This window comes from Spirosoma montaniterrae (assembly GCF_001988955.1).
GTDB lineage: Bacteria > Bacteroidota > Bacteroidia > Cytophagales > Spirosomataceae > Spirosoma > Spirosoma montaniterrae.
Genome location: NZ_CP014263.1, coordinates 2529807 through 2550638 on the forward strand (window position 1 = coordinate 2529807; position 20832 = coordinate 2550638).

The 20832-nt window shown below is 52.3% G+C and carries 20 protein-coding genes and 1 pseudogene; 3 read left to right on the forward strand and 18 right to left on the reverse strand.

Features of this window, described 5'->3' with window-relative positions; all coding sequences use genetic code 11:
• The gene (locus AWR27_RS11060) at positions 1–1593 is read left to right on the forward strand and encodes a hypothetical protein (RefSeq protein ID WP_077131231.1); all 1593 of its coding nucleotides are present in this window, start codon (positions 1–3) and stop codon (positions 1591–1593) included.
• Positions 1594–1622: 29 nt separating this feature from the next.
• Here AWR27_RS11060 and AWR27_RS11065 read toward each other — a convergent pair whose 3' ends face one another.
• From AWR27_RS11065 to bshA, 3 genes and pseudogenes are all read right to left on the reverse strand, one after another.
• Complete coding sequence (locus AWR27_RS11065; RefSeq protein ID WP_077131232.1) at positions 1623–2270, reverse strand: sterol desaturase family protein; 648 nt, start codon at positions 2268–2270, stop codon at positions 1623–1625.
• A gap of 77 nt (positions 2271–2347) precedes the next feature.
• A pseudogene (locus tag AWR27_RS11070) lies at positions 2348–3693 on the reverse strand (NAD(P)/FAD-dependent oxidoreductase).
• An 80-nt stretch (positions 3694–3773) separates the two neighbouring features.
• Complete coding sequence (bshA, locus tag AWR27_RS11075; RefSeq protein WP_077131233.1) at positions 3774–4910, reverse strand: N-acetyl-alpha-D-glucosaminyl L-malate synthase BshA; 1137 nt, start codon at positions 4908–4910, stop codon at positions 3774–3776.
• Between the two features lie 87 nt (positions 4911–4997).
• Here bshA and AWR27_RS11080 point away from each other — a divergent pair, with 87 nt between their 5' ends.
• A complete protein-coding gene (locus AWR27_RS11080) occupies positions 4998–5873 on the forward strand; it encodes a geranylgeranylglycerol-phosphate geranylgeranyltransferase (protein WP_077131234.1) in 876 nt (291 codons plus the stop codon).
• A gap of 118 nt (positions 5874–5991) precedes the next feature.
• Positions 5992–6363: a MerC domain-containing protein gene (locus AWR27_RS11085; protein ID WP_077133928.1), complete on the forward strand. Its 372-nt coding sequence runs from the start codon at positions 5992–5994 to the stop codon at positions 6361–6363.
• A gap of 99 nt (positions 6364–6462) precedes the next feature.
• Here the strand turns inward: AWR27_RS11085 and AWR27_RS11090 are convergent, their stop codons facing one another.
• The 15 genes from AWR27_RS11090 to AWR27_RS11160 all read right to left on the reverse strand — a co-directional run bounded on the left by AWR27_RS11090 (position 6463) and on the right by AWR27_RS11160 (position 20808).
• The gene (locus tag AWR27_RS11090; RefSeq protein ID WP_077131235.1) at positions 6463–7566 is read right to left on the reverse strand and encodes a cytochrome-c peroxidase; all 1104 of its coding nucleotides are present in this window, start codon (positions 7564–7566) and stop codon (positions 6463–6465) included.
• A 14-nt stretch (positions 7567–7580) separates the two neighbouring features.
• Positions 7581–8405 carry an MbnP family protein gene (locus AWR27_RS11095; protein WP_077133929.1) on the reverse strand — a complete coding sequence of 275 codons (825 nt, stop codon included), beginning with the start codon at positions 8403–8405 and terminating at the stop codon, positions 7581–7583.
• Positions 8406–8418: 13 nt separating this feature from the next.
• The gene (locus tag AWR27_RS11100; RefSeq protein WP_077131236.1) at positions 8419–8622 is read right to left on the reverse strand and encodes a hypothetical protein; all 204 of its coding nucleotides are present in this window, start codon (positions 8620–8622) and stop codon (positions 8419–8421) included.
• Between the two features lie 3 nt (positions 8623–8625).
• Complete coding sequence (locus tag AWR27_RS11105) at positions 8626–9999, reverse strand: monooxygenase (protein WP_077131237.1); 1374 nt, start codon at positions 9997–9999, stop codon at positions 8626–8628.
• A gap of 36 nt (positions 10000–10035) precedes the next feature.
• A complete protein-coding gene (gene nhaA, locus AWR27_RS11110; protein ID WP_077131238.1) occupies positions 10036–11349 on the reverse strand; it encodes a Na+/H+ antiporter NhaA in 1314 nt (437 codons plus the stop codon).
• 13 nt (positions 11350–11362) lie between these two features.
• On the reverse strand, positions 11363–11989 hold the full coding sequence (locus AWR27_RS11115) for an SCO family protein (protein ID WP_077131239.1): 627 nt from the start codon (positions 11987–11989) through the stop codon (positions 11363–11365).
• A 106-nt stretch (positions 11990–12095) separates the two neighbouring features.
• The gene (locus AWR27_RS11120; protein WP_077131240.1) at positions 12096–12551 is read right to left on the reverse strand and encodes a hypothetical protein; all 456 of its coding nucleotides are present in this window, start codon (positions 12549–12551) and stop codon (positions 12096–12098) included.
• Between the two features lie 57 nt (positions 12552–12608).
• Entirely contained in the window at positions 12609–13520 is a 912-nt protein-coding gene (locus AWR27_RS11125; protein WP_077131241.1) for a hypothetical protein, read from the reverse strand.
• A 13-nt stretch (positions 13521–13533) separates the two neighbouring features.
• Positions 13534–14571 carry a cytochrome-c peroxidase gene (locus AWR27_RS11130; protein WP_077131242.1) on the reverse strand — a complete coding sequence of 346 codons (1038 nt, stop codon included), beginning with the start codon at positions 14569–14571 and terminating at the stop codon, positions 13534–13536.
• Positions 14549–15379, reverse strand: coding sequence for an MbnP family protein (locus tag AWR27_RS11135; RefSeq protein ID WP_077131243.1), 831 nt, complete (start codon positions 15377–15379; stop codon positions 14549–14551). Before AWR27_RS11135 ends, AWR27_RS11130 begins: the two co-directional genes overlap by 23 nt.
• A gap of 237 nt (positions 15380–15616) precedes the next feature.
• Positions 15617–15994 carry a hypothetical protein gene (locus tag AWR27_RS11140; RefSeq protein WP_077133930.1) on the reverse strand — a complete coding sequence of 126 codons (378 nt, stop codon included), beginning with the start codon at positions 15992–15994 and terminating at the stop codon, positions 15617–15619.
• Between the two features lie 101 nt (positions 15995–16095).
• Positions 16096–16635, reverse strand: coding sequence for a ferritin (locus tag AWR27_RS11145; protein WP_077131244.1), 540 nt, complete (start codon positions 16633–16635; stop codon positions 16096–16098).
• 121 nt (positions 16636–16756) lie between these two features.
• On the reverse strand, positions 16757–17113 hold the full coding sequence (locus AWR27_RS11150; RefSeq protein ID WP_232326039.1) for a hypothetical protein: 357 nt from the start codon (positions 17111–17113) through the stop codon (positions 16757–16759).
• 167 nt (positions 17114–17280) lie between these two features.
• Complete coding sequence (locus AWR27_RS11155) at positions 17281–18345, reverse strand: PepSY-associated TM helix domain-containing protein (protein WP_077131246.1); 1065 nt, start codon at positions 18343–18345, stop codon at positions 17281–17283.
• 132 nt (positions 18346–18477) lie between these two features.
• Positions 18478–20808, reverse strand: a complete 2331-nt coding sequence (locus AWR27_RS11160) for a TonB-dependent receptor (protein WP_077131247.1) — start codon at positions 20806–20808, stop codon at positions 18478–18480.
• Positions 20809–20832 lie beyond the last annotated feature (24 nt).

Here is a 20832-nt window from a genome sequence, read left to right on the forward strand (position 1 = left end):
ATGCTTCTAACCATTTCCCTCGCTCTACTCCTTCTCCTGCAAATTACGCTGCTGGTTCGGAACAAAACGCTGCCAACAGGCCGAAAATGGCTGCGGTCAGGATTGAACGTGCTGCTGTGGCTGGTAGTGATGGCCTACGTCTGGCAACCGGCCTGGCCTGTGAGTCACCCTGCCAAACACGCGTTGCTGGTGGGCGATGAGGTGCCGGGAGCAGTAGTCTCGCAGGTCAAAGACAGTCTCGGCATTCAGGCTGATTTTACGGCCCGGACGTTTAAAGCCGGTTACGACTCTGTTACGCTGCTGGGGCAGGATTTTCCGACCGAAACCCTGACCGGCCTGAGCAACGTAACCCTGCGGTGGGTGCCCTACAACGCGCCCGGCAAGCCATTCGATGTACGCTGGAAAGCCGTGTTGCGCGAGGGCGAACTACAGCGACTTACGGGCCGGGTCGTGGTTCCTGAAAAACAGGGACTGGCCGTTCGTTTTGGCAACCGCACGATAGACAGTCTGCTATTGCAGGCAGGCGAAAATGCATTTGCGCTGCAATTTCCGGCATTTGCGCGGGGAAGAACAGCGGTCGAGTTGGCCGTAAACGGAACCGTTGTCGATACAATTCGCTTTTTTGGTCGTCCGCTGAAACCACTGACCGTTCAATTTTTGCTTAACAACCCTGATTTTGAAAGCAAAACGCTGGCCGACTGGCTGGGGCGACACGGGCACACCGTTCAACTAATAACTACCTTGTCCAAAAACATCAGCCGCGACCTTCGCATCAATCCGAACGAAACGAACGCAACGCCAGACATCCTCATAACTGACCCTGCCAACGCTACTAATTCAGCCATACGCAAAGCCGTAGCCGACGGGCGGGCCGTATTATTCATTAACCTGACCAATGCTGAAGCGGATTGTCGAACCATTGGCCGTGCTACCGGAAGCCGCTGGACCGTGCGCCGAATCTCGACGGAACCGGCCATACCGGCTGGCAACGGACTAACGGCCCTGCCCTATCGCTTTGCAGATGCTCCGAATCAATTTATGAGTTCAGGCTACCCGGTTGCTGTTCAACAAACCCCAACGGGCCGTGTAGGCATCAGCTTAGTCAACGAGACCTACCCACTCGCGCTCAGTGGTGACAGTTTGACTTATGCCAGCATCTGGACGGCTGTGCTGGCCCGGCTGTATCCGAACGAGACAAACGCCTTGTTTGCCAACGCGCCATTTTACAATCGTATGGCTCAGCCGATACGACTAACATACGCTGGTAAAACGTCCTTGACAACACTGCGAACGGGGCCCGACACACTTGCGCTAAACCCAGTTCCGCTTAACGAGATAACCTTTGCGGGTACATATTTGCCAGGGAAAGCCGGTTGGCAAACCGTTGCTGATTCGGTGGAGGCATTTAGCAACGGGCGGTTAACAGACCCTGCTTTTCAGCGCGAGACCGTGCGCCGGTTTGTGCATGCCCACGCTCATTCAAACAGTAAGGCCAGCCAGAAACCAGTGGCACAAACAGTACCGAACTGGCTTTGGCTGACTTTACTACTGATCGTTTTTAGTGCGCTGTGGATTGAACCAAAGCTGGGCTGAAGTTTAATCAGAGAAACGACTTACAGGCACTATTTCTGAAATGACCTGAACACGTAATCCCACAGGGGCGATGATACGCCGTAGTTACTTTCGGGATTTTTGTAATGATGAACGCTGTGGTTAACCCACAACTGCTTGAAAAAATTCTTCGGCGGAGCGTAGGCATGTACAATGAAATGCACAGCCAGATAGCCCGAATAGCCTACCAGAAAGCCCGGAAAGAACGCGTAGGCAGCCTCGCCCATCATCAGAAAAAACAAACCAAAAAACGCAGCCGCCACAATAATTGCCAACGCCGGGGGCATTGCCAAACGAGTTTTGTCTTTCGGATACTCGTGGTGAACGCCGTGAAACGTGTATTGAATTTTGGCCCGCTGGGGCGTAGTTGGAGCCAAATGATACAGGTAGCGGTGCAATATGTACTCAAATAACGTAAACACGAATAGCCCCGACCCAAACAAAGCCGCAATGGTAGCGTAGTTCATGTCTGTATGGGTGAAAGCGTACCAGCCTAAAAAGGCCGAAAGCGTTAGCCACATGCTAATGGGCACCATGATGTGCGTGCGCGAAAGAGCTTCCAGAATTGGATTATCAAAAAGTTGTTTCGTACCGCTGTTCCTGGGCCGGGTCTTACCATGACCAGCCATTGTTTGCAGTTGTTCCGTTGACGATTTCATACTGTTGTATTCTATAGCACTGCCGCGAAATTACGGGGAAAATTGATTTTTAACACTGATTTAGTAAAAGGAGTTGACTAAGCCTGAACCGGTTGCCGGACTTCCATCTGGTCAGACAGCTTTTCCTGCATGTGCGCCATATTGCCCTTCGGCATTTTGGGCCGGATAATCAGCCGCAGCGAATTATTGTATGTCAGGTAGTTAAGCATCCAGTTAATGAAAATGAACAGCCGGTTTTTTACGCCCACAATTGCCATCAGGTGTACGAACAGCCACGTTAGCCAGGCCAGTACGCCCTGAAATTTCAACCAGGGTAAATCGACAACCGCCAGCCCACGCCCAATGGTTGCCATTGTGCCGAGGTCGCGGTAAACAAACTCTTTGGCAGGCTCTCCGCGAACCCACCGGGTCAGGTTTGCTGCCAGGTGCCGCCCCTGCTGAATGGCAGGCTGCGCTACCTGCGGGTGTCCATTCGGCCATTTCTCCTCGGTCATCAGCGCCACATCGCCAATAGCAAACACATCAGTGAAACCCTGCACCTGACTGTAGCGGTTTACCAGCACCCGCCCACCGCGCCCCAACACCTCTGGCGGCAAACCATTCAGCGGGTTGGCTTTCACGCCAGCCGCCCAAATCAGGTTATTGGTCCGTAGTGTTGACCCGTCGTTCATGGTTACGATCTTTCCGTCGAAGTCTTTGACACGTGTATTGAGCTTTACCACTACGCCCAGTTCCTGTAAATAATTCAGCGAATGCTCCTGCGACTGCTTCGACATCGGCCCCAGCAACTCCCCCCCGACTCGACCAGGTAAATATCCATCTTCATGAAATCGAGTTCAGGGTAATCGCGGGGCAACACCGTTCGGCGCATTTCGGCCAGCGTACCACAAAGCTCAACACCCGTTGGCCCACCGCCCACCACCACCACGTCCATCAGCCCCTCGCGCTCGTCTTCGGTTTCAACGCCGAGCGCATCTTCAAAGTTTTGGAGCATTCGGTTGCGCAGGGCAATGGCCTCGGCCACCGATTTCATCGGCAACGCTTTTTCAATGATGTTCTGCTGATTAAAAAAATTAGTGTCGGCCCCCGTTGCCACCACTAAATAATCGTAAGCAATCGGGCCCAACTCAGTATCCACGATTTTATCAGCCGGTCGAACACCTGTTACGTTCGTGACGCGGATATGCACGTTTTTGCAATTACCAAAAACGGCCCGCAGCGGAAACAGAATCGAATTGGCCTCCAGCCCGGCAGTAGCCACCTGATAATATAGCGGCTGAAACTCATGGTAATTATAGCGGTTAAGCAGCACCACCTGAAACTCTTTGCGGTCGGCTAATTTCCGGGCCAGTTTAAGGCCACCAAACCCCGCGCCTACAATGACTACGCGTTTCCGGTCGGTTTGAGGTATGTTTGGGTTCATAGGTTTGGAGTGATGAGTGATGAACGATGAGTGATGAGTTCTTTCGCGTCAGCGAACCGCTACGGCGGACCGTTCATCACTCATCGTTCATCACTCATCGCTAATATAACTCGTTCGTAGTGTGCTTCGTAGCGGGGCAAAACGCGCGACAGTTCAAATTCTTTGGCACGGGCAAGAGCATTCTCCTGAAAGATTGGCAACTGCTCGTCCGACAATACAAACAGGGCGTTACGTACCATATCGTCAACGTCGCCTACGTTGCTCATAAAACCCGTTACACCCTGTATATTCAACTCTGGCAAGCCACCGACGTTCGACGAAATAACCGGCACCTGACAGGCCATTGCTTCGAGGGCTGCCAGGCCAAAGCTCTCATTCTCAGAAGGCATCAGAAACAAATCGGCTACCGACAGCACCTCCTCTACGGCGTCTAACTTCCCCAGAAACCGCACCTGATCGTAGATACTCAGATCGCGCACGAGCCGTTCGATGCGGGCGCGTTCGGGACCGTCGCCCACGAGCAGGAGTTTGGCAGGGATTTGTTGCTGCACATGATAGAATGTCATCACGGCGTCGTCTATACGCTTCACACGTCTGAAATTTGACGTATGCACAATCAGTTTTTCGCCGTTAGGACAGATCGCTTTCTTAAAATGATCTTTCTGTTGTCGTTTAAACCGATTCAGGTCAATGAAGTTTGGAATTACCTCAATCTCGCGATGGACGTTGAAATGCTTGTACGTATCCCGCCGTAAATCTTCAGATACCGACGTAACCCCGTCCGATTCGTTAATGCTGAACGTTACAACCGGCTCATACGACGCATCTTTGCCGACGAGTGTAATATCAGTTCCGTGCAGCGTAGTAACAACCGGCACATTACGCCCCTGCGACCGCAGAATCATTTTCGCCATATAAGCTGCCGATGCGTGCGGAATAGCGTAGTGAACGTGCAGAAGGTCAACATCTTCATTCAGAACCACATTTACCATCTCGCTGGTCAGGGCCGATTCGTAAGGCGCGTACTGAAACAGCGGATACGACGGAATGTTGACTTCGTGGTAGTAAACGTTTTCGTTGAAAAAATCGAGCCGGGGCGGCTGCTGATAGGTAATAAAGTGAATTTGGTGGCCGTTTTTCGCTAACGCTTTGCCGAGTTCAGTAGCAACAACGCCACTTCCCCCAAACGTAGGATAGCACACAATACCGATTTTCATACAGAAGAGCCTGATGGCAGGGGCGGTTTGGTATAGCAACACCAAATCGGGCTGAAAAGAATCCCTTACCTTTGTCAAAAAACAAGCATGGTCGTGCGTCAGCCCGTTTCGTTTCCGATGTTTGCCCTGGGCTTTTTGCGGCTCATCCGGGTGCAAAACCTGCTGATTGTGGTGCTGACGCAATTTCTGGCGCGTATTTTTCTGGTTGGCCCGAAAGAAGACTGGCTCCGACTTCTCACCGACCGTACCATCTGGCTGCTATCGTTTGCAACGGTTTGTATTGCCGCAGCGGGGTACATTATCAACGATTACTTCGATATCAAGATCGATTTGGTCAATAAGCCCAAACGGGTCGTGATTGGCCGGTATCTGAAACGTCGGGTGGCTTTGGTTGCCCATCAGGCATTGAACGTACTTGGCTGTTTAATTGGGCTTTATCTAAGCAAATGGGTTTTTCTGGTCAACATACTGTCGGCGGGGTTGCTCTGGTTTTATTCAGCTAATTTTAAGCGGCAGCCGGTGGTTGGCAATCTGGTAATCTCGCTCCTGACGGCACTATCGCTGATTGTGCTGGCTGTATATTATCGCCAAAATGCCGACATGCTGCTGATTTACGCGCTGTTTTCGTTTGGTATTACACTCGTGCGCGAGATTATCAAAGACATGGAAGACGTTCGGGGCGACGCCCGGTTTGGTTGTCGCACCCTGCCCATTGTGTGGGGGCTACGCCGGACCAAGTACCTGCTCTACGTACTGATTGGTTCGTTTGTTATGACTCTTTTTCTGACTGCGGGTTCGCTCAATAACCCAAAACTCGACGTTATTTTTCTCATTCTCCTCGCTCCTGTTTCCTACCTGACCTACCGGCTTGTTTACGCCGATACCCGACGTGCGTTCGGGTATTTGAGCAACCTCTGCAAGATCATCATGCTCATGGGGGTTTTGAGCATGATTTGGGCCTGACGTTGGCCTCACACGCTGGCAGCACACTGCCGTTTTGTAAGAATTCGCAACTTTGTTGCAAAAAAGTTGGTTGGTGTGGAATACGATAACCGAGCGCATCGTATTTTTGCATTGGCTTATGAAAACAGAAATCCTCTCCCGCAAAGCCGACTATATCGGCATCACCGGCTCCGTCCTGTGCGTTGTTCACTGTTTGATCACCCCTGTTTTGCTGATGACAACGGCATTGCTACAAAATGAGCAATTGCGCTTTGGCTATCTGAGTTTAGATTATGTTTTCATCGGCGTTAACGTCATCGCCGTTTATTTTGCCACCCGGCACCACGCATCGCCCGCTATCAAACGCGCGCTGTGGAGTTTTCTGCTGATTTTTGCCGCAGCTATTGTGCTTGAAGACGTAAACGAAGCGTTTGAATACCTCGGCTACGCAGCATCAGCCGGTTTGGTTATTACCCACCTGATAAACATTCGGCAGCATCAAAAGGTCTGAACTGTGATTCGTCGGATTATGCTGATCGACTCTGATTGCCGCCTTCGGCGGTAAATCAATAAAATCAGAGTCGATCAGCATAATCCGACGAATCATGGTTCAGAATGTAGGTGGCCCCAGCCGTCTGTCTGAAATGTACTCTGTATCCGTCAGCGTTCGGAGAAAGGCGATAATCTGTTGTTTTTCAGTGACCGTGAGCGAAATGCCCGGTTTGCCCGTTTGGTTTTGACGCAGCAGCGGATCGAGTTCGGGAACGTCCTGTAGGTTTGTTGTATAGTGATCGAGCACCTGATCGAGCGTCCAGAATCGGCCATCGTGCATGTAGGGCGGAGTGCGGTCAACATTCCGCAGACTCGGTACTCTGAACATGTATTTGTCTTCGGGTCGAAGCGTGACCAGCGAACGGCCTTCGTCTTTGTTGAGGTCGCGGCTCAGGCCATTGTTCCGAAAGCGTTGGTCGGTAAACAACTCACCCGCGTGGCAACCCGCGCACTTCTGTTTGAACAACGTCAGGCCGCTCAGTTCGCCCGGCGTCAACTCGCCCCCGGCTTCTTTTCGCACGTACTTATCGTACCGGCTGTTGGCCGACACCATCGTCAGCATGAACTGCGACATAGCTTTCAGGAATCGCGCCGATGTAATGGAATCCGAACCGAAGGCAGCCTGAAACAAAGGTCTATATCTATTACCTTTCCGCAGCGCATTCAGTAGAGCGGGCATGTTATGACCCATTTCGACCGGGTTTTCGATAGGATTGATTGGCAGCAAATCGAGATCGACAACGCCCCCATCCCAGAAGAATGAACTGTAAAAAGCTGCGTTCTGTACTGCGGGTACGTTACGGGTGCCGATTTTATCGTTAATACCGTGGCTCAGTGCATGATCGGTATGCCCGAAGGCCGCACTTTGCTGATGGCAAAATGCACAGCTAACGGTGCCGTTGGCCGATAACGCGTCGTCGTAAAACAACGCCCGGCCCAGTGCTACACCTTCAACCGTGAGCGGGTTATTCGAAAATTTATAGATCGGCTCCGGGAAGTTAGCCGGTTTTTTCCACGGAAATGGTGTGGGCTTATACTCAACGGGCTGCGACGGGTCGGGCTTAACCGGCCCTACCCCACCCGATTCATTAGGCTGGCACGACACCACACAGGCAAACAGGCCCGCACTTGCCAATAGTCCGATGAGCTTCCAGCGGTGCATAAGCTAACGTCTGCTTAATTTGTTGCGGTAGTGATACGTTTGTAGGTCATCATCTGCGCGTAGTTGTTGGCAACATCAGCCGACAGCAGCGACACCATAATTTCGGAATTAGCGTTGATACTCATCCGTTTAACCCCATCGAAAACCTTCAGCACGTCGGCTTGCAGCGTTACAACAGGCACACGACCGGGAGCAATCGTGGCTACGTCACTACCAAAGGGTATGCGAATAGTTTTCAGGTTATTGATAGTACGGGTGCTATAACCACCGAAGAAGCCGATGTGATACCGGAAGTTGCGGTTACCCGTTGCGTTGACGGGCGCACTTGGCGACGTTCCCTCAAGTTTCAGAAAAATATACCCCGAATTCCACGACCAGTACATACCGCTCGCGCTCGTATGGTCGCCTGCCGGGTCGAGAACGCCCGTTCGGCGGCTGATGTCCATCGTACTCCGCAGGCTATCGACGCCGAGCACAAACGACATGGCTTTATAATCGCCAAACGGCACGTTGCGGAGCGTGATACGCTGCGTGGCCGGAACGTCTTCTTTAATCAGAAAGTAGCTACTGTCCTGCGGTACCACATACTGACTACCATCGGCCCGCGTCAGCGTGATATTGCTAACGAAGTAGTTGAATGCCGTTGGCGTAAACGATTCGCCAGCTCCGTTCTGATACACGCCTGTGGCGAGCTTTAAATCCTGATTACCAACCACGTTGTCAAACACAAACGAGACAGGACCGCTCGTTGCCGAAGCCGGATTATCGGATTTACAGGCCATAAAGCCCCCCGTTAGCGTCGCGACAAGAAGCAGAGATGTGATAGCGGTTGTACGCATTATGTTGTCTTGTTTAATCAGTTCGGCTACGGGCATAGAGCGTAATTAGCCCGATGATACCGCCACTAACCAGCATCAGAAACAGCCAGACAATGGCATTGGTGGCACTGAAGGGCTGTTGCATAAATTCGTTTGCCAGGCCCACTACCGTGCCAATGCAAATACCAATCATGCTTACGAATACAAAGGCAACAATAGGTGGCAGTCGTCGAAGCATACGTTATTGTTCGTAATAATAGCCAAAAATGATGTCCATCTCATCTTCGCTTGTTAGACCAAAACGAACGGTTTTGGTGGTGGTGTTATTATACGTCACCTGCGAGGTCAGGCCCTCTCCTTTCTGAAAAACAAGCGGTTGCGCGAACGTTTTAATGAGCGGGTGTTCCCAGTCAGTGCTTTCATACACCACTTCGCCATCGCGCGGGCCGCCAGCAATTTTAACGATGAACTTTTCGCCCAGTTTGTGGGTGTGCGACGTCAGCATCAGCACTTTCGTGTTATTGCCAAACCGAAACGTTTTGCTTATGACCGTGCGCTGACCCGCTGGCAGGGAGAAGCTTTCATTGCCCAGATTAAGCGCGTTTGCCACAATCTTCACCTGCTCTTTGGGCATCTTGTACAGGTTCACGTACACCTCGCCTGGAATCTTACCCGCCGTTTTATTAACGTAGTGCGAGTTAAAATCGAACGAATAATTGGCCGGAATACGTAGGGCAATACCTTCTGGAAAACGGTAGTCGTACTCCTGCGTTTGCGTCCCGGCCCAGAAAACGTGATTCTGCATACTCAGGAATGTAAGTAGATTATTGCTGCCGTCCGGGTTTCGCAGATCGCGAATCTGATTCAGAGGTGGCAGCGAGTTTGGGTTTTTCCAGTCGTACAGAATAAAATGATGACTACCGGGCCGCATCCGCGACTGCACGCGGTTGATATACAACTCCGTTGCGTTACCAACAGCTTTCCGCACAAACAGTTCGCGCTCGTAGGTATTCGCCACCTCGAATGGTTCCAGGTGGAGTTGCAGCCCTTCGTCAGTTTTTGGCGGCTCAAGGGCGGCAAATGGGCCACTAAATACAGAACCACACAACGGTATGTTATTGGCAATGAGTGCAGCATCGACCGGGCCTCCCGAACGGGGCGCACCGGCCTCAATCCATTTACGTACAAAATCGATCTGTCCCGATGTTAGCCCTTCTGCTCCCAGTGGCATTGGATTACCGTATTGCTTACCCGCCAGCAGCGACGCACCCGTACAGTTGATTTTGCTGAACAGAAAACTATTCGCTACGTTACCCGGCGCAACCAACTGCATACCGTTGGCTTTAGCGGCTGTATTTTTGGGCAATTTACCGATCAGGTTATCGTACGATTTCCCGGCAGAGAGTACCAGTCCGTGTTGCCGAAAATCGGCATCCTGTTCTGACGCGTGGCAACCCGAGGTAGCGCACGATTTGTCGAAAATCTGCGTCTGAATGAGCTTATAGGCTCCTTCTTCCAGCACGGCATCGGTCTCCGATTCAGGTTGACACGAGCCAGCCAGCAAAGCCGTCATTACGGCCAGCAAGCCACTAAATGTAAGCGTAGTCGTTCGCATAATCGTCTGGATGAGAGAGCAGTACTGTACAATTTTTCAGCGGTTGGCCGTGCGTAACAGCCCGTACCCAAAGCCACCCGCCAGCAACGACGCTACCAGGATCGCCAGTTTAGCCACACTTTGCATATCGGTGCTGTTAGGAAAGGCCAGCAGTGTGATAAAGATCGACATCGTAAAGCCGATGCCCGCCAGCAGCGATACGCCAATAAGTTGCCGCCACGAAACGTCGGCGGGCAAACTCGCCACCTTCAGCCGAATTGCCAGCCAGGCCGCCAGCGTAATGCCCAGCGATTTACCCAGCAATAACCCGGTCATGATGCCAACGGCCAAAGGTTCAGTCAACTGACTTACTGTGCTAACGTCGATAACCAAACTGGTATTGCAGAACGCAAATAAAGGAACGATAACAAAGGCTACAGGGCTATGCAGGTAGTGTTCGAGCCGTTGCGCGGGCGAACTAATCTGCGCATTAAGGGCTTCAAGTTCTTCGCTCACTTCACGGGCCGACGCGCCGGGCGTTGCGACGGTGTCGGCTACCGCGTTGAGCCGTTCTTCGACCAGCATCACCAACTCCTGGCGTCTGTATGGAATCTTGAACGGTATGGCTATAGCCAGCAGCACGCCGGCAATAGTTGCATGTATACCCGATTTCAGGGTGACGTACCACAGCACCACGCCCAGCACCAGATAAATGGGCAAGCTGCGAACGCGCAGGTAATTGAGCAGTAGTAACCCAAGCCAGATGCCACCCGCCATGCCGAGGTAGGAAAGCTGTAAATCCTGCGTGTAAAAAATAGCGATAACCAGCACGGCTCCGAGGTCATCGACAATGGCTAAGGCCGTCAGAAATACCCGGAGCGACAGCGGCACCCGGTCGCCCAGCAGGCTCACAACGGCTAATGCAAAGGCAATATCGGTCGCCATAGGAATGCCCCAACCATCCACCGTTGGCGTTCCGACGTTGAACGCGGCAAACAATAACGCAGGCACCACCATGCCTCCTACAGCGCACACCAACGGCAATGCCGCCTGCTGCATCGACGAAAGTTCGCCCTCCAGCACTTCGCGCTTGATTTCCAGGCCGATAATAAGGAAAAACAGGGCCATTAGCCCGTCGTTGATCCAATGCGACAGCGTTTTTTCAAGCCGGAACTCGTTGACCGACAAGCTCAGGGTATTTTCCCATAAATCAGGGAAATACCGGGCAATGCCCCAATCGCTATTGGCCAGCAGCAACGCAACAAGGCTGCTAACCATCAGTACGATACCACTCGACGCTTCGCGCTGAAAAAATTCAGCAAACGGACGAACGATGGGTTTTGTCAGTCGAAGCAATGGGCTTTCAGTCATAGCATAGCGTTGATTATTCTTCAGACTGCAAGATTTTAATATCGGCAATCAGTTTGTCTACATCCTCTTTTTTAGTGCCGTCGTACATGCCCCGGATGTGGCGTTGTTTATCGATTAGCACAAACGCTCCACTGTGGATATAGCCGCCGGGAGCCGTAGAATCTTTACCCGCCGTAACGAGATAATGTTTTTCGCCAATCTCATAGATTTTTTCCCGGTCGCCAGTCAGGAACTGCCAGTTTTGGCCCGTCACTCCGAGGTCGTTGGCATAGGCTTTCAGCACAGCGGGCGTGTCGTGGTCGGGGTCGATGGTGTGCGACACAAACCGCACGTCGGGCGCGTCTTTGTAGACATCCCAAACGAGTTTCAGGTTACGGCTCATGACCGGGCAAATAGTTGGACATGTAGCAAAAAAGAAGTCGGCCACGTAGATTTTGCCAGTCAAATCGCGCTCGGTCACGGGTTTACCATCCTGGTTGGTAAACTGAAACGGCGGAATAACGGGATATTTCGGTTCTGTAACCTCTTTTCCATCAACCACTTTCGTAACCGTTTCGGGTTCGCCCAGATACGGCAGTTTTTCGCCCGGCCCACACGCCCATAGCAGCGTGAGAAGGGCCACAGAAATATATTTTTTCATAGTTGTACGAACCCCACCCCACCCCCTCCCCGTTAGGGAGGGGCTAAGCATAGATGCTTCCAGCGGAAGCCCCTCCCTAACGGGGAGGGGTTGGGGTGGGGTATTTTCAAAGAGCCTTTGCATTAGCGATGCTTTGGCGCATCTGATCGCGAACGCTGTTGACTTTCCGTTGCTCATCTTTCAGGTAATCTATCGCTTTGGCTTCGTCTAACTTAGCGAGCGTGTCGCCGTTGTACTGATGCATCCAGTCCATCATGGCTTTGTCGGCGTCGCCGAGTTGGCGGCTCAGGGTCATATATCGTTCCTTTGCCATCGGGTCGGTAGCGGCATCGGCTTTGGTGAGCATCTCTTTTTTGAGCTTCATCAGGTCGCTCATCAGCGGCATCACGCTATCGTGGGTTGCCATAATCTGCTGCTCTAATTTAGCAACGGGCGTAGTAGTGGCCGATTCGGAATCGTGAGCGTGCTGCTCATGACCCTCGTGGTTGTGTTCGCTCGTTTTCGACTGGCAGGCCGTACTGACCAGAACCACTGCCAGCAGGTATAATGCAATGCGAATCATGATTGTGATGGGAGTTTAATGGTAAAACGGAAATAATGAAATGGAGTTCGGTTTTGTTCAGAACAAAAACGTAAGATGCGTGCTTAGTTGAGCGTTAGCCCGGATTTCGCCGTTTGCCAGCTTCTGCGCCAGCGGGTGCCGGTAGCTAACTCCCAGCGACAGTTTGTTCAGATACACTTCCGTACCCGCGCTCAGGTAAGTTGCGTAGCCACCTGTGCGACTGTTTTGGATACCATGCTGCCGATCACGTTGCGCCTGTTCAACAAACACGCCCACGTTGGGCATAATGGCTTTCGGCCCCACGCTGCTCAGATAAAACGCCGATAGTGAGCCAGTTAGCCGATTCCCGAAGCGATAGCCATTGCTGTTTGTACCCGCCAGCCGATACGACAGGTCGGTGTTCAGGCCCCACTGTTTGTAGCGCACCGTATGAATGGCCGTGAACAGATAATCAACGCTACCCGTGCCCAACTGAAAGTTTGGATTCGCTACTTCGGCGTTGCTATTGGCGTCGTACCGGTATCGGCCTGTCGGTAATTTAACGCCCCCGCCAATCAGCAGATTATGGTCGATGGTTCGCGCGGCAGAATCCTGCATGAACGTATTCAGCAGATTGTACTGCGCCATTGCCGACACATCGCCTAAACCTTGTAACGGCGTTACACTTCCTGTTTTAAGCATCGTTTGCTGACCGAACTGATATGGCACGAAACCAAGCACCTGAAGCCGTTTGGTGGGGTAAAACCGTCCCCATAATTCAGCCGTTCGAAATTGTTCGCGGGTTTGCAGATTCAGGCTCCCGATGTGCGAATCGAACGAAGCATAGCGATACCGAACCCCCAGAAAACGCCGGTGCCCCTGTGGCAAAATACCAAAAAATGAACTTCCGTTTCCGCAGCCACAGATGTCGCAGGCCAACGTGGACAGGGCAGATAGGGTAAGAAACAGGAAGAAGACGTATTTTTTCATGCCGGGAGTACATCTAATTAAATTGTGGGTTTTTCAAAAACTCCTCATCCGTCAGCGTCTTCAGGAAAGCGATGATTTGTTGCTTTTCCACATCGGTCAGCGCGATGCCCAGTCGCCCGTTTTGTTTCAGGAGCGGGTCGAGATTTTCGGTGTTCTGCACGTTCCCGGCGTAGTAATCGAGCACGGCACTGAGCGAATAAAACCGGCCATCGTGCATGTATGGCAGCGTTTTCTCGACATTCCGCAAACTCGGCACCTTAAATTTATAGCGGTCTTCGGCCCGTTCAGTCACGCGGGCGCGGCCTAGGTCGCGACTTCCCTGAATGTACAGCCCGTTATTGCGAAACGAATTGTCGGTAAACAACTCGCCCGCATGACAGCCACTGCACTTCGTCCGAAACACTGCCAGCCCGGCTTGTTCGTCGGGGGTGAGCATGCCGCCCGGCTCTTTTCGCACCCATTTGTCGTAGCGGCTGTTGGCCGATACCAGCGTGAGCATAAACTGCGACAGAGCCTGTAAAAAGCGCGTACCGCTTACCTCGTCGGTGCCAAAAGCAGCTTTAAACATCGGCGGGTATTTTGGATTGTTACGCAGTTTTTGCACCACGTTCGTGGTCGTCTCGTCCATCTCCAGCGGGTTTTCAATAGCTGTTATGGGCGTCAGGTCGAGGTCATGAACGCCCCCATCCCAGAAAAACTGCGTCGACCAGGCCAGATTTTGCAGCGGCAGCGAGTTGCGTTCGCCCAGCCGGTTATCAATGCCGTGGCTCAAATCGTGCTGATGGTGCGTAAACGCATACGCCTGCTGATGGCATTCTGAACAGGCGATGCTGCCATCGCGTGAGAGGTTGCTGTCGTTGAAGAGTGTGCGGCCCAGCAGTACGCCGGCGGACGTAATCTGGTTCTTGTCGAGGGCATACACGGGTTGCGGAAAATTGGCCGGAACGGCAAACAACCGTTCCGGCTCGGCTTCCTGTTTGGGCACACAACCAGCCATGAGCAGCAGGCAAAGCACCCCACCCCACCGTTTACTGATTGTCGTTGTGTACATGATCGACCGCAAACATTTGCTTGTAATTTTCGGCAATAGGCGTGGCAACGCTCGGATTGTGCACATTGTTGGTCGTTGCCAGACTGATGCGGGTCGGGCCGTCGAAAATCTTCTTTACGTCGACCAGTACATGCACGGTTGGCGCAATGTTTCCGCGTACAGTGGCTTTCTGCGCAATTGGGAGTGTAACCGTTCTGAGGTTGTTAGCGGTGCGGGCTGCGCCGTTAAAGCCGCCACCAAACCCACCAACGTGTAGTTGAAACAGCCGCCGACCGTCTGTACGTACCGGTGCTACTGATGAAACGCCTTCAAACTTCATAAAAATGTAGCCCGAATTCCATGACCAGTACATGCCATCATCGCCGTAGCTCGTCACGTCGAGTGCGCCCGTCCGTTCGGTAATTGGGGCCAGGCTTTTCACGCTATCGACGCCGACCGCAAACGAAACTTCGCTGTAATTGCCCGATGGCACATCTTTCAGTTGCACAACCTGCGATTTGGCGTCGGCCTGCCGAATCAGGAAATACTGGTTCGGAATGGCAACCACCGTACCGTCGTCTTTTTTGAGCTTGATGTTGCTCACGAAATAATTGAAGGTTGTGACGGTGAAATCTTCGCCTGCCCAGTTTTTATAGGGCGTTGTGCCGAGAACTAACTTCTGATCGCCCACGCGGTTGTCGAACTCCAGCGTAACTGTGTTCTTTACGTTTGGGTCAATGGCGTCGGCATCATCATTGTTGCACGAGACCAGTACCGACATAGCAAGAACGGCGGCTACAAAGAGCCGAATGGTATTGTTGATAATCATCGGATTAGAGATAAAACGATACTCATTCCATAAGGGGGTGAATTAATTCACCCCCTTATGGAAGAGTTCTGCAAGCGGATGAATTAATTCCGGGACGCGTAGTCATCCGCTTGCAGAAGGGTTAATTATTTATTTCAACTGAGATTGGTGTTGAAGCAGCAACGAAGCCGACCAGCGTCCCGAAAACGCACAAGCGTATGTCAAACTACGCTCAGCACCCGAAAAGCACAGACATAATTACACCCGTGGCGGGCGGAAGAGATCGGCGAGTGGAGCCGAATACGAAGGAAATTGATAGGGAGTCGGTTGAACCGAAAAAAGCGTCAGCCAGATTGGGGTAAACATAAACGCAGTTCCCGATTCGCAGAATAACTGCATCGCAGGCAGGTTCTGAACCCGCTCGGTGGTTTCTTTGTCCTGCCGGTCCTGGCTGGCTTTCAACCGTTTAGCCAGAAAGCATTTCCCGTCGCAATGCAGTTGCGGCTTGTCGCGGTTTTCGCAGAGTACGCGGGCGATGTAATCCTTGTTGGCATGGTAATACGCAATGACACCCCACTGACTGACCGAAGGCAACAGCGTTGCGACAAGCAGCAGATAAAGCAGCGCGTTTTTCATACCGGCAGCAAAGGTAACGCGCAAACACGTACCAGACCAGTTAAAAACGCAAAAACGGCACCCCGTTAGGAATGCCGTTTGCAACGAAATCAGGAAAAGGCTTATTCGCCGTCTTCAAACGGATTGCCATCATACGTAATCTGCGACAGAGCTTTGTCGAGTTTATAAATTTGATCGGCAGGGAACTGATCGAACAGCTCGAGCGCACGCCGGGCAATGTACTCTTCTTCCACCTGCTCTTTTACGAACCAGCGCATCAGTTCTTCGGTTGCGAAGTCGCTCTCGCGCCGACACACCGCTACGATGCGGTTGATTGAATCAGTGACAGAAATTTCCTGCTCCAGCGCACCTTCGTACACCGACCGCAGCGAGTCGAACTCCTGCCCAACGGCGGGCACTTCGGGCGAGAAAGCCGTGCCGCCCTGATCGGTCAGGTAGTGGAACAGTTTCATGGCGTGTTTCCGCTCCTCTTCCGATTGGTTGTAGAAGAAGCCCGCGCTATAGTCGAACCCGTTACGGTCGCACCAGCCCGCCATCGCCAAATATTTCGACGACGAAACCATCTCCATCTGAATTTGCTGGTTTAGCACCAGTTCAACGGCTTCTTTGACCGACGAGCGCATTCTCATTAAATCTTTCATATCTGTTTACGGCCTCACGGCTAAAAATTCGGTGGAACATTGTCACACCAAATTAACACAATAAAACCAGCCCCTGTTCTACGACCGGCTGGTTTTCAGGAAATTTAGAAGTAGTCTATGTTTAAGCCGCTATCACAGAACAGCCACATTCGCGCAGCATACTGTTGAGTTCGAGCATGGCTGTGGCTCCGTTCAGCAGTTCGCGCAGGTGTATTACTTCGCAGAGTGTCAGCACATAACAACGGTCGGCTTTGGGCAGGGCCAGAATTTCAACGTCATGGGCCGCGTCGGTGCTAAGTGCCATCTGCCGAACGTCGATGGTTCGCACCATGCGCCGAAACTGCACAAAATCGCGGGGCGACATAGGCGTAAACGAATCCCAGAACTCCAGAACAATCCGGCTGGTTGCATCGCACTGATAAACAGATCCTTTATCGGTACGATATAGCTCCTGGTAAGAAGTGGGGATAGTGTTCACAGTACAACTCAAGTGATGTTGGGACAAATATATTATTTAGACCAGTTTTAAACAAGTGATTTTAAAATTATTACACAGAGGTACACGGAGAAAGTACAGAGCTTGACTGAGTTTTTATTTCGCTCTACTTATCTCCTTTTCCTTTGCGTGTCTCTGTGTAATAGCTTTTATACTACTGCCTGCTTTCTAACAATTTTTCTGGTAACAACCCTTTTTCTTCGGCGGTTGCGCCACATCAGGAAACCCGTAACGGGCAGGCTGGCGGCTATCAGCCCCACAACAAATGCCAAACATTTGCCGAATAAACCCAGAATACGACCCGTGTGCAGTTCGTAATCCGATTTCCAGAAGCGGGCCGCGAAGCTCATTTTCTCATACGGCTTAGCTTCCAGCAACGTTCCATTGGCCGGGTCGAAGCTAAACGTGCTTTCTTTGCGCAGGCCAGACGTTGGATACATCACCACCACCCGCAACGGGTTTAAACTGTCTTTCGGTACATTAACCCGCACCGTTTCAAACGCATCGTTGGCTAATGCCGATGAAACGGCTTTGTCAATCACCTGCGCTGAAGCAAGTTTCTGATATACAACAGGTTTCTCTTTTTTCTTATCACCATGTGAAGCCATGTCGATGCCTGTTGCCACGATCAGCAGCAGGAACGGAACGGCGTAGAAACCCAGCACCGAGTGTAGGTCGTAGGTACGTTTGGCAGCTTTGGCATTCCGTTTTATGGTCAGTGCCGCCCGCAACTGCCGCAGCCGCGCCGGAAGCCACAAAACAAAACCCGATACCAGCATCAGGCCGAAGAGCCAGGCATTCCAGTAGATGATTTTCTTACCCACGTCGCCGAGCAGCAGCGTCCGGTGCAATTTCAGGTTGATGAGGAGCCAGTCGGTTTCCTGATCGCGCTTTGCCAGCAGTTGAGCGGTATAGGGGTTTACGGTCAACAGCCGTTTGTCTTTGGTGAAGACCTGAACAGCCCGTGTCGGGTCGCCAAATAACCGCACCTGACTGATACCGACAGAGGGTTCAGCCTTCTTCACTGTTTCTATAACCCGACTCACAGAAACGCGGGGGCTACCTTGTGCCGACACAAACAACTGATCGGGCTGGGTCAGGTAGCGAATTTCTTCCTCAAATGCCCACACGCAGCCCGTTAGAGCCACAACCAGCACAACCACGCCCGACGATAGACCAATCAGCAAATGCAATTTATGAATCAACGTTCTCATAGGGATGGGACACGGATTATACGGATGCAACAGATTGACACGAATTTTTGATACTACATAGTTGATAAGAAACCCGTGTTGATCTGTCGCATCCGTCCAATCCGTGTTCCCCTTTCAAAAATCTGTGCTCCATTACCAGCGGTAGTTTAGCGTCAGCATGGCTCTGCGACCAGGACCTTTGATATAGTCGGCAGCACGAGCGGCCCACTGCGAAATGGCCGGGTAATAGTCGGTGTTCAGCAGATTTTCAACGCCCAGACTAATACCCGCTTTGCGCGTCAACTGATACGACCCGCTGAAATTCAGCAACGTGTAGGCCATCACAGGCCCCTGTGCATAAGCATACGTGCCGTTGGCTGCCGGACTGAACCGGCTGCGGTTACCCGCCCGTAACGCGTTCACGTTCAGGCTCAGGCGATTGTTGGGCTGAACACGCACGTAGACCGTTGTTTTCGGAGCCGAAATACGGTCGCCCCCGAGGTAGGTTTCGTAATCGCCGTTGTTGTTATTGTCTGATTTGCCTTCGAGATAGGTATACGATCCGCCCACAGCCAGAAACCGGACCGGCGTCAGGTCAAGAGCGGCTTCATACCCCCACACACGTTCGGGTGCCCGCACAATCTCGAACACGCCACTGGGCAGTGTCCGGTACGATGCCCCCAGTTCAGAGCGGCTTTCGTAGAGCGCGAAATCGTAATGCACAAACCGGCCCACCTGCCCCGAAACGCCTGCTTCGTAGTTATTTACGATGATTGGTCTGGTCTCCAACTGCGACACTATCGACCGTTGCGACGTCCGCAGAATCCGACCAAGTTCGTTGATCGAAAATGCCTGCGAGAAGCTCACAAACGGCTGAAAGGCTGCCGAACCCGAATACCGCAGACCCACATTGCCGACCAACGCCTGATACGTCAGCGTACCGCCCTGTACAGCAATGCCACCGTCGTATTTTTTGGTCGTCGCGTTATACGTTTTCAGGGTCGTAAAATCAGACACCACTACGCCGATATTTTCGTATCGGGCACCCGCTTTGAGTGTGAGATTCTGGAAAAAATCTAATTTGAGTTGTGCGAACGGAGCCAGATTGGTCATGTTCATGTCGGGCGTCCAGAAACGGCCATCCTGTAATTTTTGCGCCGTTTGGTCGTTGAGCAGGTCAACGCCGTACACCCACTCGCCCGCCAGCGATTTCCCCAGCGCAAACGGTGTGTTCAGGTTCAGCCGAACGCCTTTTTTGTTCGAGACAACGTTCGATTGCCCGCCATTCTCGAAGAACTGCGCGTCGTAGCCATACACGGTGCGGAAACGTTGCATGTAGCCTACTACTTCAAGGCTTGTACCGCCCAGCAGCCGGTCATAACTGTAGCGAAGGGTAGCGTTGTGGTTATAAGGCGTTCCCTGCGGAGTGCCGGGTTGTTCGCCCGACGCCGGGACGCCAATGGTGGGCGTTTTACCGTACACACCCAACTGCTCAACAAACTGTAAATCAGAGCGTGAGCTATAATAATTGTACATACCTTCGATGCGCTGCCGGTCGGTGAGCGTATAGCCCACTTTTGCCAGCACATTATACGAATTCATCTGCCCGGTGTTGTAAAAGGGCGAAATCGGGACACCCGTTGCGTCGCGTTGCAGGCCCGTGCGCTCGAAGGTGCCGTTCAGCACATAGTCGATTTTGTTGGTGCGGCCCGTAAACTGCTGACTGAACCGGTAGCCCATTGTTTGGTCGGCGTTACCGATCTGCCCCGACAGCCCTGCCCACGTTTGCGCGGTGAACGGCTGGTCGACCGACGCTTTCTTTGTGATATAATTGATAATACCGCCGTCGGCTCCGTTGCCGTAAATCGACGTGGCTCCTTTAATAACTTCGATGCGTTCGATGGCCGACGGGTCGATAATACGCAGGTCGCGCCCGCCGTTACGAAGCGGTGTCGATTGCGGGATACCATCGATCATCACCAGCACTTGCCGACCGCGCAGGGTTTGGCCGGTGTTGGAGGTGCGTCCGGTGGTGAATGCCAGCCCCGGCACGGTATATTGAAGAATATTCGTGATGTCTGGGTTCATAGCGGCCTGTTCCTGAATCTGCCGCTGCCCCACAATGGTCATCGCCGAAGGTACTTCTTTTACATTCTCCGGTTTCCGGCTTGCCGTAACGACAACCTCTTCCAGATAAGCCGCGCTGTGGGTCAGTTTTATCGCTACCGAGGTAGTTTCGCCCGCCCGCACGGTCACTGGCTGCGTGGCATCAGCAAAGCCTACCGCGCTGATTTTCAGTCTATAATTACCCGCCGGAACGGCAGACAAACTAAACGTACCCGACGCATCAGACTGAACGCCGAGCCGGGTTTTCAACAAAGAGACGTTAGCAAATGGCGTGGTGGTGCCACTGATCTGCCCTGTTTGGGCCAGAGCGGGTAAGCTGAAGAGAATGAAAAGAATTGTTCCTGTAAACTGACGCATAGGTGAAGCCAAACCCGTTAGTAG

What these genes read in the sequence shown, in the direction of transcription:
- AWR27_RS11130 (WP_077131242.1), bottom strand. Translation starts at nt 14,571, where the DNA reads ATGTACACAACGACAATCAGTAAACGGTGGGGTGGGGTGCTTTGCCTG.
- AWR27_RS11085 (WP_077133928.1), top strand. Translation starts at nt 5,992, where the DNA reads ATGAAAACAGAAATCCTCTCCCGCAAAGCCGACTATATCGGCATCACC.
- AWR27_RS11065 (WP_077131232.1), bottom strand. Translation starts at nt 2,270, where the DNA reads ATGAAATCGTCAACGGAACAACTGCAAACAATGGCTGGTCATGGTAAG.
- AWR27_RS11060 (WP_077131231.1), top strand. Translation starts at nt 1, where the DNA reads ATGCTTCTAACCATTTCCCTCGCTCTACTCCTTCTCCTGCAAATTACG.
- AWR27_RS11095 (WP_077133929.1), bottom strand. Translation starts at nt 8,405, where the DNA reads ATGCGTACAACCGCTATCACATCTCTGCTTCTTGTCGCGACGCTAACG.
- AWR27_RS11115 (WP_077131239.1), bottom strand. Translation starts at nt 11,989, where the DNA reads ATGAAAAAATATATTTCTGTGGCCCTTCTCACGCTGCTATGGGCGTGT.
- AWR27_RS11125 (WP_077131241.1), bottom strand. Translation starts at nt 13,520, where the DNA reads ATGAAAAAATACGTCTTCTTCCTGTTTCTTACCCTATCTGCCCTGTCC.
- bshA (WP_077131233.1), bottom strand. Translation starts at nt 4,910, where the DNA reads ATGAAAATCGGTATTGTGTGCTATCCTACGTTTGGGGGAAGTGGCGTT.
- nhaA (WP_077131238.1), bottom strand. Translation starts at nt 11,349, where the DNA reads ATGACTGAAAGCCCATTGCTTCGACTGACAAAACCCATCGTTCGTCCG.
- AWR27_RS11105 (WP_077131237.1), bottom strand. Translation starts at nt 9,999, where the DNA reads ATGCGAACGACTACGCTTACATTTAGTGGCTTGCTGGCCGTAATGACG.
- AWR27_RS11155 (WP_077131246.1), bottom strand. Translation starts at nt 18,345, where the DNA reads ATGAGAACGTTGATTCATAAATTGCATTTGCTGATTGGTCTATCGTCG.
- AWR27_RS11120 (WP_077131240.1), bottom strand. Translation starts at nt 12,551, where the DNA reads ATGATTCGCATTGCATTATACCTGCTGGCAGTGGTTCTGGTCAGTACG.
- AWR27_RS11145 (WP_077131244.1), bottom strand. Translation starts at nt 16,635, where the DNA reads ATGAAAGATTTAATGAGAATGCGCTCGTCGGTCAAAGAAGCCGTTGAA.
- AWR27_RS11100 (WP_077131236.1), bottom strand. Translation starts at nt 8,622, where the DNA reads ATGCTTCGACGACTGCCACCTATTGTTGCCTTTGTATTCGTAAGCATG.
- AWR27_RS11090 (WP_077131235.1), bottom strand. Translation starts at nt 7,566, where the DNA reads ATGCACCGCTGGAAGCTCATCGGACTATTGGCAAGTGCGGGCCTGTTT.
- AWR27_RS11135 (WP_077131243.1), bottom strand. Translation starts at nt 15,379, where the DNA reads ATGATTATCAACAATACCATTCGGCTCTTTGTAGCCGCCGTTCTTGCT.
- AWR27_RS11080 (WP_077131234.1), top strand. Translation starts at nt 4,998, where the DNA reads ATGGTCGTGCGTCAGCCCGTTTCGTTTCCGATGTTTGCCCTGGGCTTT.
- AWR27_RS11160 (WP_077131247.1), bottom strand. Translation starts at nt 20,808, where the DNA reads ATGCGTCAGTTTACAGGAACAATTCTTTTCATTCTCTTCAGCTTACCC.
- AWR27_RS11140 (WP_077133930.1), bottom strand. Translation starts at nt 15,994, where the DNA reads ATGAAAAACGCGCTGCTTTATCTGCTGCTTGTCGCAACGCTGTTGCCT.